We start from the raw sequence: 7,292 nt of genomic DNA, 5'->3' as shown, positions 1-7,292 counted from the left end.
ACGGTACCAAGTCAGCAAGGCAAAAAAAATGAATAGAACCACGCCGCCCGATACAAAAACCAGGACAAATAGCTGCCTTTCCGATGAGTTTGTAGAGGACGATGGGATTTTGAAGTACATCCATATCAAAAACAGAGTTGCAAGTGTGTTAAAGGCCACATACAGCTTTCCCATGAAGACGGAATCAACCGCCCACGGATTGCGCAGCGAAAGGACCTCTGCATCCATGTTCGCCAGTTGGTCGTTGATCGCAGGACCTGATATTGATTTCTCGTGCTGTGAAAACAACCAAGTAATTGCCATAAATCATCTCATTAATTGAAAAGTTGTGGATGCGACGGCGCTATCATCAAATCCCTGATTGGGCTGGTACTCAATTGTTAATTCGACGCCGTACTGGTTCTTTGCTTTAGTCTTCAAGTTGATTACCAGACCGTCAGGTGTGAGATAAAAAGTGGTTGTGGCGGGATTGGCAGCGCTCTCATGGCCAGCGTCCGAAGCGCTCAGTTTGTACTTCCAGTCACTTTGTCCAGTGATATAGCCTCGAAGCAATACGGTGAACTCCGCAACGCTAGATTCTTTCGGCACGCTATCGGTTGTAATCTGCCCCCAGTTGGGTATCGACCACGCTGTGTTTTCGTGCCAGCGACTGTCTACGTCGGTGATTCCCAGCAATTTTGCTTGGTGTCCGTCAAGTAATACGGGCGCGAAATTGGCGGAGTACCAAGCCTTGACCTCTTCTCGTACATCGGAATAAGGCGGCAGTTGATCGTTTTGGTCTAGATTGATTCCCTTCCGTTTCTCCCCGTCGTTCTGCCTTGAACCGAACGTGCCTCGCGCGGCCCATAATTCAATAGGTCGATGGACGCGCTCCTTCGCGCGGGCATGCAGTTCAAGGCCTATCGCAAGGATGCCTGCGCCAAGTAGAGCGAATGCTGCGGCGGCCCAGCCGGCGAAGGGGATGACAGCTGTTGCCCCGGCGATAGCCAGGGTTCCTTCCAAGAGCGCGACTCCTCCGAGGGTTGCTGCTACCCCTCCTGCAAATGTGAGGCTGGCGGCTGCCATGTCCCCTTGTTGCGCTTGGCGGATGGCCTTCAGAACGTCGGACGAAAATCCGAGAAAGATGGCGGGATAACCCACCAGCCGAGTAAACAAATTGCTGCTGATAAACCGAATGTGGCCATTCCCAAACGCCATTCCCGGCGCAGTCGCACTGACTCGCAACATCATGACTTTGTGCGAAGCCCGCGCGCTGACCAGTACAGCCACTGCGGCGCCCGCCAACCCGAAAAGCGCGGACGCGAAGCCGGCCGCGTATTCGAAAGTCGGATCGCTCCGCATGTTGGCATAGGCGGTCCTAAGGCTCACGATGTTGAACCAGAGCATGCCTACATTCAACGCTCCTCCGCCCGTCGTGTTGACCAGCGATGCAACATTCGGCTTCACACGCCGTGTCAAAGTCTCCTCAATGGTCACCGTGCGGCTGCCGTGCACGCGAACCTTCTTTATCTCTTCGACCTTCGCCATGCCAGATTCGATGAGCTTGTCGACTTCTCCGCTGAAGGCATCCGCGCGTACCACCTCGTCGGTGATGCGGTAGCGAGCGCCAATCAAGCCCATGGCCTTGCTTGCATTCGCCTCCTCAGCGGCAGCAAATACTTGCTGCCGCAGGGTGCGGCTGGCATCCCAGCGGGTTTTTCCGCGCATGCGTTTGAGCACTACGGTAGTCACCGTTTGTGCTGTCAGGTCGGTGACGCCAGCCGTGGCGGGAAAGCGTCCCGCCAGATCCTCAATGAGGTAATCCGCGGCGCCCAGCAAGGACCCGACCGCATCGGCTTTTTCCTTGAAGGGGTTGAATGGCGCCAACGCGGTGTAGATCGGGCTGTCATCCTTGTCGATCCACGCATTCAACCGCATGAATCGAGGGCAGTGGTCCTCGGTGCCGGGCAATGATTGGCTCATGGGATGAATCAGCATGGACAGGGACACTTCCAGTCCTATCGCTGATATTCGGTTGTTGCGATCGTAAGCGGTCAGGGGAGCCGCAAGGCTGTTCGGATCGTTCTCATGCGCGGCTTCGGCAGTGGCAAGCCAATGATCGTGATCTTCGCTGGCCTTGGCCACGATGGCGTGGAGATGTCCCAGTCGGCGTTCCACCTCGTCGCGCTCGGCCAGGAACCGCTGGTACATGGCCTTGTCGAGACGCTTTCCTAAACGACCTCCTGCGGGTGAAACGTGCTCGTTCGTAAGCACCTCGAAGACCATCTCGGAAGGAGTGAGGCGCCGATGGTGGCCGACCTGCTTTTGCTGGTATTCATAGCGCGACTTGGCCAATTTCTCTGGCGCATGCTTGTCGCCCGGGTACATGGTGCGCAAGGTCTTTTCAAGTAGCAAAGCCGTCAGATTTCGGTGGTGGTAGCTCTGGCTCCTGGCGCTCAAGACCTCCACGTCCCGGCTAAACGCCTCTGGAAACCCCCTCGCGTCGTACTCCGCGTTGTCCGGGCTGGTGGCCGGATGGATATGTTCGGCGGGCATCAGGTCGCGTGTCTGATGCTGATACGCGGCGACGGACAGGCTGAGGTCCTGGCATAGCCCTTCTGCGTCATTGAGCACCACGACCGTGGGCACTCGCGGTTGCGTAAACGGATAGTGATGTCGTTGGGCCAGAAACGTGCCAATGGGCAGATCGTCCTTGCTGGCATGGCTGCTCCATTCGAGCGGCAAACGCACCTGGCGTGGTTTGAAGTCCTCGACCCATTGGGTCAACGCATCCACCGGCAGCACGTGGGGCTGGCCGGAAGGGGATTTTTCGCCCGAGGTCAGTTCGGCCATGTCCAGCGGACGCATATGAAGCCGCCGCACCGCGGGATCTGCGGAAATCCTGGCCGTCATGTCATTGGTCCAGAGGTGCGGGCTATAGCCTATCCACACCTCCGCGGCAGTCGTGGGGCAGGTGTCTGCCCACACCCATCCCATGCGCGCGCCCGCCTTGTACTTATCCTTCCTGCCGTAGTTCTCCAGTCCGGTGTAGGTCAGTTCCTGATAATGACCTTCACCGTCGTACTCGTGGATGACAAGATTTTCGCCCTCGGCCCCTTTCATGAAGACATAGACGTATCCCGGGCGAATGGCGCGCAAGGTATACGACGACAATTGCAGGCGCGGGAAGGCGGCTTCCAGCGTGAAGCCGGACGCGGCATACCGGTACGGGGAAGCGCCGTCCACGTTCGGGACAATCGCATATCGGACGGGAAGGATCGGAATGCGTGCGCTGCACGCCGGTGCTGAAATGGCGCCGCCGACAGTCGTCTTAGCCACTGGGGGCTCCCCGTGCGCGTACCAGCGATTCCAACTGACGCAGGCGCGCCTGAGGAGACTCAGTCAAGTCGTTGAGAATGCCGCGCGCCTCATCGCTCTGAAGCAGCCATGGATCATGGGCGAGCAAGCTGATGTATTGGGTCGCGACAGCTTCATCGTGAAAGTTCAGACGGTCGCCCAGTTGAAGCAGCTGCTCGACCCAGCGGCGAATCTCTTCGAGGCTGCGGCCGCTGTGATCGGGAATCGAATGCACTTCGTAGACGCGACTTTGCACGAAGTGTTCCCGGGTGTTGGCGTCAAAGCGGGCGAGCTCGTGAGGGCGCAGCGTCAGTGGCACCGTTTTGCCGCCAACATATCCAGAGGCGTCCCGGTCAAGGCGGCGCCAGTCGTAAGCGGGGCCCCAAGTGGCGCGCCAAAGCAAAGTGCTGATCGGTCCGAGCCACGCAGCGCGATGGTCATCGTCCAACGCTTCGAGCCAGGCGGCCAGGTGATGCGGTTGGACGTCGAGGGTGGCCTCGCCCTCACAGGACAGGTCTAGTTGCACCAACCCGCTAAGGTGTGCGGACATATCGCTGAGATCGGCTGCCGAACCGATGAACACCGCGCCGCCAGCGGGCGCCCAGTGCGTAAATGCATGTTGCATCAGCGAAGGTTGGTTCGTTGCGTCAACCAGCAGCGGGCCTCGGTCATATTGTTCATCCAGTGGCGTACCTTGCCAGACCCAGGCATGCCAGGGCAGGGGATCGAACTCCTTGACTAAGTCCAATACGCCCGGCGCATACGCAGGGCGATATTCGCCCTCCTGCCGGACAGGGCGGTAGGCCCAGTTTTGCAGTGGCACCGTCATCAGCAGCAGATAACGAAATGGCGCGCGAGGAAGCGTTTCCTCTGTGATGTCCTTGCCCAGTGACGTGATCCAGGACGGAGCTTTGGGAAGCGTCATCGCGCAAGCCCCCCCAGGCAGCGGCAGTCGGATAAGGGGCATGTACCGTCGGGGCGGCGGCCGCATAGGCGATCGATGGGCTTTCCCGCCACAGGCCTACCCTGGATCGAAAACGGGTTGCCACCGCCACCCCCCTTCTGGCTCATCGGCCCCTTGATCACGATGGCGATCCCGTCAAGCGTGATTCCCGATCCATCGATCCGTATCGTTCCCCCCGGCCCTTTCAACGTCAGGCTCTCCGCCGCCTGCACCTCGTAAGCCGTCGTGCGCTGCCGGATTGCCTGCCCGGCCTGCAGTTCCGAATGCCCTTCGACGGTGAGTTCCTGATGCCCGCCAATACTCACCCAATGATTCGCCGCGGTCTTGTCGCGGCGGTTATTGCCCACTTCCTCGGTACGGTCCTTGGTGGTGTAGATCGTGTGATTGCGTCCCACCGTCAAAAAATCATCCCGCCCGATGTCGTGCCGCCGGTCCTGGCCGATGTTGACCTGTTCATCGTTGCCCACCGTCTCCTTGCGGTCGTGTCCAATGGTGATGGTTTCATCGTTCTCGACCTGCTCGCTGCGGTCGTGCCCCACAAACGTCGACTCGTCGTTGTTGACGTGGATGTTCTGGTCTTTCTGCGCGTGGACGTAGATTTCTTCCTGGTCCTTCTCATCCTCAAAACGCAGTTCGTTGTATCCCTCGCCTTTGTGGGTCTTGCTCTTGATCGTCATCCTGGTCTTGTGGCGCGGCAGTTCGTAGGGCGGCAATTGCAGGCGGTTGTAGACGCGGCCGGTGATCACAGGCTGATCGGGGTCGCCGTCGAAGTAAGAGACGATGACTTCCTGACCGATGCGCGGAATGGCCATGTGGCCCCAGGTGGCGCCGGCGATGTTCTGCGAGACGCGAATCCAGCAGGAGCTGTACTCGTCCTCCTTACCGAGCCGGTCCCAGGGGAACTGGACCTTCACCCGGCCGTATTCGTCGGTATAGATCTCTTCATTGGGCGGGCCGACCACCACAGCGTTCTGCGGACCGTCGATGCGCGGCCTGGGTAGCGGTTCCGCGCGCCATTCGGCGTCGTCCGGGACCAGCTCCGCCTCGTAGCTGTAGTGCGTTCCCAGCTGGGCCTGTGCGCTTTCCTCGGCCTGACTTGTGTGCTGGATGCCACGGTGGACAATGCGCACCGGGCGCCAGCCGCGGTTCAGATCTTCGCGTGGATGACCGACGAGGGTGAATGAAATGCCCGGCTGGAGCCGCGGGTCATCGCCTTCAACAAAAGCGACGCGCGAATCGCGGCGATGGCCCCGCAGGCGGTTCTCGGCGAACGGTCTGCCGGCTTCGTCGAATTTGGCGCGGGCCGGGTAGTCATAGCGTTCGTAGCGGCGGCCCTGATGGTCCAGATCTCGGCCATCGCGGCTGTGCTGGTGGGTGTAGCGCGGATGGTGAAAGGTGTAGTCGCGCTGGGTCTGGCGCGCGGTGCGCACGTTCTCGGTGTAGGAGAATCGCTGCAGCGCTGGCTGCTGCTGGTCACCGCCGGGTGTGGGGTTGTACTGCACCGGCTCGTCGCCGACGCGGCCGTGTATGAAAAGCCGGTCGCTGTGGATAAGTTGATGGCCTTCGGCACTATGTCGGAAAGAATAGAAGAAGCCTTCCTCGCGCATGATGCGCTCGACAAAGTGATAGTCGGTATCGCCGGCCTGCACGCAGTATTCGCGCGCCTGATGTTCGGTGGTGCCGCGCAGCTCGTAATCCTGGGTAAGACCATGCGCCTTGAGCACCGCCTCGGTGATCTGCGGGACGCTAAGCGACTGGAAGATGCGCCAGTCGGAACTAAGCTTGAGGCGCGCCAGGCGCGGCTCGACGATGGCGGAATAGCGCGTGCGCCGAAAACCCGTGTCGCCCTGGACGAACGACGAGACCGCGCCGTGGACGTAACGAACGGGCGCGGCGCCGTGCCAGATCGTAAGCAACGCGGCGCGGTCCAGCACCACGCCAAAATCGATGGCGGGGTTGCCGCTGGCCAGGTCCACTTCCAGCAGGAAGGTCTCGGACAACCCCTCCTGCAGCGTGAATTCGACAACCTCAAAGGACTCGTCGCCGATGGCGAATGTAAAGCGCAGATCAGATTGCGTGGGCATGGTGTCTTTATCTCCTTCGGTGCGAGTCAGGTCACTGCTTGAGGATGCTCTCTAGCGAATCCAGCACCATCTGCGTGGCGGCGCCGAGTTTCAGGGAGAAGTACAGATAGGCGCCGGCGATAACGGCCGCCGCCACCGCCCAAGGCGTCCACAGCGGCCACTGGCGGTGAAGCTTGCGACGAAGCCTGGCGATGTTGGCGGGTGCGTCCACCAGCCGTTCGGGCGCGTCTCCTCGCAGTTGCCGAAGCTGCTCATGCAGCTTGGTGATGATGGCGTTGAGCGTGTCTTTGTTGTTGTGCTGCTGGCCATACTTGCCCTGGTAACCCAGGCACAGGCACAGATACTTGAACTCGAGCGCATCGCGGTATTTGGCCGCGTCCATCTGCATGCGCGCCAGCACTGTAAAGAACTTCTCGCCGCCCCAGGTTTCGTTGTGGTGGTAGCTGAGCAGTGACCGGCCCTTCCAGCGCGATCCCACCCCCCACGGCGTGGCCATCACCGCCTCGTCGATGAAGGCGCACAGGGCATAGCGGAATGACAGTTGCGTCGCCCCGTCGTAGCCAAGCTGCCGGACTTCTTCGGACAGCGCAGTGATATGGTCCCGCACGTTCTCATAGAGCCGGCTGACATCTTCCTGCGGCAGGTCCATCATGCGGCGTAGTCGAATCACCAGACCGAAGAGCGGCTGGGCGATGTCCACCAGCGGGTTGATGCTATGGCCGCGCAATTGAAACTGCAGGTCCTCGTCTGCATTGATGCGAAACACGCCGTCGTACAGGACACTCTCGGGGTCATGAACGATGGGATCACGCGGAGCGCGCATGAAGTCCTCGGGCACGTCGGGCAGGGAGGAACGATTGGAAGGCGTGTCGATACGGTCGTTGCCGACCACCACGGTTTGGCTCATC

The 7,292-nt window shown here is 60.1% G+C and carries 5 protein-coding genes; all 5 read right to left on the bottom strand.

Annotation, left to right across the window (positions count from 1 at the left end; genetic code table 11):
* A partial coding sequence (locus tag AC6CIE_RS21130) for a hypothetical protein (protein ID WP_498093800.1) occupies nucleotides 1-303 on the bottom strand: 303 nt, incomplete at its 3' end.
* Nucleotides 304-306: 3 nt separating this feature from the next.
* Nucleotides 307-3,318: a T6SS effector BTH_I2691 family protein gene (locus tag AC6CIE_RS21125; RefSeq protein WP_498093798.1), complete on the bottom strand. Its 3,012-nt coding sequence runs from the start codon at nucleotides 3,316-3,318 to the stop codon at nucleotides 307-309.
* On the bottom strand, nucleotides 3,311-4,261 hold the full coding sequence (locus AC6CIE_RS21120) for a DUF4123 domain-containing protein (RefSeq protein ID WP_498093796.1): 951 nt from the start codon (nucleotides 4,259-4,261) through the stop codon (nucleotides 3,311-3,313). Before AC6CIE_RS21120 ends, AC6CIE_RS21125 begins: the two co-directional genes overlap by 8 nt.
* On the bottom strand, nucleotides 4,258-6,384 hold the full coding sequence (locus tag AC6CIE_RS21115) for a type VI secretion system Vgr family protein (protein WP_498093794.1): 2,127 nt from the start codon (nucleotides 6,382-6,384) through the stop codon (nucleotides 4,258-4,260). Before AC6CIE_RS21115 ends, AC6CIE_RS21120 begins: the two co-directional genes overlap by 4 nt.
* A gap of 31 nt (nucleotides 6,385-6,415) precedes the next feature.
* Complete coding sequence (icmH, locus tag AC6CIE_RS21110; RefSeq protein WP_218342726.1) at nucleotides 6,416-7,291, bottom strand: type IVB secretion system protein IcmH/DotU; 876 nt, start codon at nucleotides 7,289-7,291, stop codon at nucleotides 6,416-6,418.
* Nucleotide 7,292 lies beyond the last annotated feature (1 nt).

Source organism: Achromobacter sp. GQ309, assembly GCF_059759315.1.
This window is presented reverse-complemented; position numbering and strand designations above follow the sequence as displayed.